The sequence below is a fragment of the Maribacter algae genome (genome assembly GCF_047345745.1).
Taxonomy (GTDB): Bacteria; Bacteroidota; Bacteroidia; order Flavobacteriales; family Flavobacteriaceae; genus Maribacter.
This window is the reverse complement of the sequence record NZ_JBLFES010000007.1, coordinates 1-2797: the sequence shown is the minus strand read 5'-3', so window position 1 is coordinate 2797 and position 2797 is coordinate 1. Positions and strand designations below refer to the sequence as shown.

3 protein-coding genes are annotated in these 2797 nt (G+C 37.8%); all 3 read left to right on the top strand.

Features of this window, described 5'->3' with window-relative positions:
* The first annotated feature begins 136 nt into the window (after positions 1–136).
* The 3 genes from ACKWBX_RS18460 to ACKWBX_RS18450 all read left to right on the top strand — a co-directional run bounded on the left by ACKWBX_RS18460 (position 137) and on the right by ACKWBX_RS18450 (position 2542).
* On the top strand, positions 137–544 hold the full coding sequence (locus tag ACKWBX_RS18460) for a hypothetical protein (RefSeq protein ID WP_413970206.1): 408 nt from the start codon (positions 137–139) through the stop codon (positions 542–544).
* A gap of 505 nt (positions 545–1049) precedes the next feature.
* The gene (locus tag ACKWBX_RS18455; protein ID WP_413970205.1) at positions 1050–1649 is read left to right on the top strand and encodes a hypothetical protein; all 600 of its coding nucleotides are present in this window, start codon (positions 1050–1052) and stop codon (positions 1647–1649) included.
* A gap of 209 nt (positions 1650–1858) precedes the next feature.
* Positions 1859–2542, top strand: a complete 684-nt coding sequence (locus tag ACKWBX_RS18450) for a tetratricopeptide repeat protein (protein ID WP_413970204.1) — start codon at positions 1859–1861, stop codon at positions 2540–2542.
* The last annotated feature ends 255 nt before the right edge of the window (positions 2543–2797 follow it).

Genomic DNA, 2797 nt, shown 5'->3' with positions numbered 1-2797 from the left:
GCCAAGCAGGCCTGGCCGGGAACCATAACGAAAGACTAAGCGGAGGAACCTTTCTCTCGTTATGGTTTTACAGGATTTCGCTATATTTCCTTAAAATTAGCCGGACTGCACATAGCGCGGCGTAGCGCATTAAAAAATGGATACTAAAGAATGGTTGAAAAATATCGATTGGGAGCTTGAAAGACAGGTTATGGTTTTCGCTTCCGACGAAGGTCTAGAAGGACTTTTTGAATTGCCTTCAGAATTTGCTCGATACGACTTGACTTTTCCTCAAAGAATGGACCTGACTTATTCGATTTTGACAGAGCTTTTAATGGAGGGACTTGTGAAATTGGAAGAATATTCTTCTCGAGAATCACAGAACCCCACAAGAGTAATTGAGAAAAATGAGATACAGGATATTCTTAACAATCATTACAATTGGTATCCAGTCGGAAAACCGATTTACAGTATTGGAGCCACTGAAAAAGGAATTAAATATCTAAACAGTTTGACAGAAGAAAACTGTAAGAATCTACGCGAACGTCTATTCGGAAAAAAATAAAAACGCGCTACAACAATACCTATAATTAATTGCTGGGAATTTTCCTGCGGAAAATCTACGCATTATTACTATGTTTAGGGTACGGCTGGAAATCCTGGCGGATTTCTAACGCCGCAACTAATCATAGCCGAGACGATGATGTCGAATACGCCTGCGGCGTACTTTTGTTGCACTGCTAACGCAGCTACCGCACCAAAAGCGGGTCGACATCATCGCCGCGCTATGCCGGATCGCCAAATCCGTAGGATAAGGGACCTTCTTGCCATAATCGCCGCAACGGCTTAACCACTCGACATATCAGGACACTAAATGCAATCCGGTCGGCGAATTTTATTCCCAATAACGCAAAATCCCAAGGCTTCACGGCCTGCACGGCAGGCCTGACCGAGAACCATGACAGAAGATAAAGCGGATGTCCGACTTCTCCTGTCATGGTTGAAAGGATTTTGCTATATTTCCTTAAAATTCGCCGGACTGCACATAGCGCGGCGTTATACCATATGTCATGAAAAAGATATTAACCTTTTTGTTAATTTTCATTTGCAATTTCCAAAGTGGATTTGCGCAAGAATCACAAGCTGATTTATTAAAATTCTTGCAAACTGAATTAAAGACTGGAAATCATACATTTCAAATAATGACTAATCAAGTAGTTCCTAGTAAACAGGAAAAACCATTACTAATAGATGGTAACGGAAAAATACTTGATTCAGAATTTGACATAGAATTTACGGAATACATACCGGTTTTAGAATTCAAAACCGCCGGATCAATTAAATTAAAAATTGATTACAAGGACTCATTATTTACAATAGAGCCTATTGAAAATAGTTTCTGCCCAGTAATTAAAATCAACTTGAAATCTAATAATGTTTTTATCAATAATGACATGCTTTGTTATAAAAAGGAGATTTCTATAAAAAACAAAGCAAATGTATTCGAAAGTGAATGGAATGGGTATCAATGGTGGTCAAATTCGTCTAATGAATCCTTAAAAATAAATCCAAGATTTACAGTTGGAAAAATTAAAAAAAATAACAATTTATATATCGAAATCTTATGGATTCAAAATGGTAAAAAAATGCGTTACAGGCTGCTTACGTAAAAACACATGGTATAACAAAACCTATAAACAATACGGGCTTCGGGCTTAATCGCTGGGTTTGTGTATTTTTATAGTGTCCGCAAAATCTTTTGGATTTTGCTTTTTAGCGGGACAAAAAAAAGAAAACCAAAAGATTTCGCTATGTGCGAAGACGGAAACGAAAAGTTTCCTTGCCCCCGCACTACGCTTAGCCGAAGCCGTTGTAAGTAATGCCAAAAAACTTAATCTACATATTATCAATTTCACTTCTGTTGAGTTCTTGTGACTTTAAAACAGCCGAAGATTATTACGATTTGGCTTACGAACTTGAAGAAAAAGGAAAATACGAAGAAGCAATTGTTTTTTTGGATAAAGCAATTGAGAAAAAACCCGATTTGAAACCAGCATTATTGAATCGAGGTGCGGACAAATCTGCAATAAATGATTATAAAGGAGCAATTAATGATTACGAACTAATCCTAAAATATGACTCGGACAATACTCTTGCTCTAATGAACATAGGAAATAATTACAAGCGATTAAAAAATTATAAAAAGTCTGTCGAATTTTACACGCGAGCACTAAACTCAAATGGAGCGATTAAATCTGACAGCATCTATCTTGAAATAAATTTACCAAACGAATGGGACAAGGAATCGGACTATTATGTTCGTAAACACGAAATTGAGTTCGAACGTGGAATTTCATATGTGTACTTGAAAGAGTACACAAACGGAATAAAAGATTTAGAACAAGCCATCAAATACAATTACGAATTGCCAGATGCGTTGAGTTGGACAGGACAAGCATATTACGAACTGAACGATACTTTGAATGCGAGAAAATTTCTGTCTGAAGCATCAAAATACGGAATGATAGACGCCAAAGAACTGTTAGAAAAAATAAATAATTGAATAAAAAGCACTACTTACAACAATGTATAACCGCAATTACGGCGGATTTTCCTAATCGGAAAATCACTCGGAATTGCAAGGCCAGTGCTTAACCGAAAAACACTAACTTTAATCCCGTAACTGTCGGTTATACGAGACCGATGATGTCGAATACGCCTGCGGCGTACTTTTGTTGCACTGCTAACGCAGCTACCGCACCAAAAGCGGGTCGACATCATCGCCGCGCTATGCCGGATCGCCAAATCCGTAGGATAA

Bases quoted from the DNA above. Each gene is read 5' to 3' on its own strand.
- ACKWBX_RS18460 (WP_413970206.1), top strand. From the start codon at position 137: ATGGATACTAAAGAATGGTTGAAAAATATCGATTGGGAGCTTGAAAGA.
- ACKWBX_RS18455 (WP_413970205.1), top strand. From the start codon at position 1,050: ATGAAAAAGATATTAACCTTTTTGTTAATTTTCATTTGCAATTTCCAA.
- ACKWBX_RS18450 (WP_413970204.1), top strand. From the start codon at position 1,859: ATGCCAAAAAACTTAATCTACATATTATCAATTTCACTTCTGTTGAGT.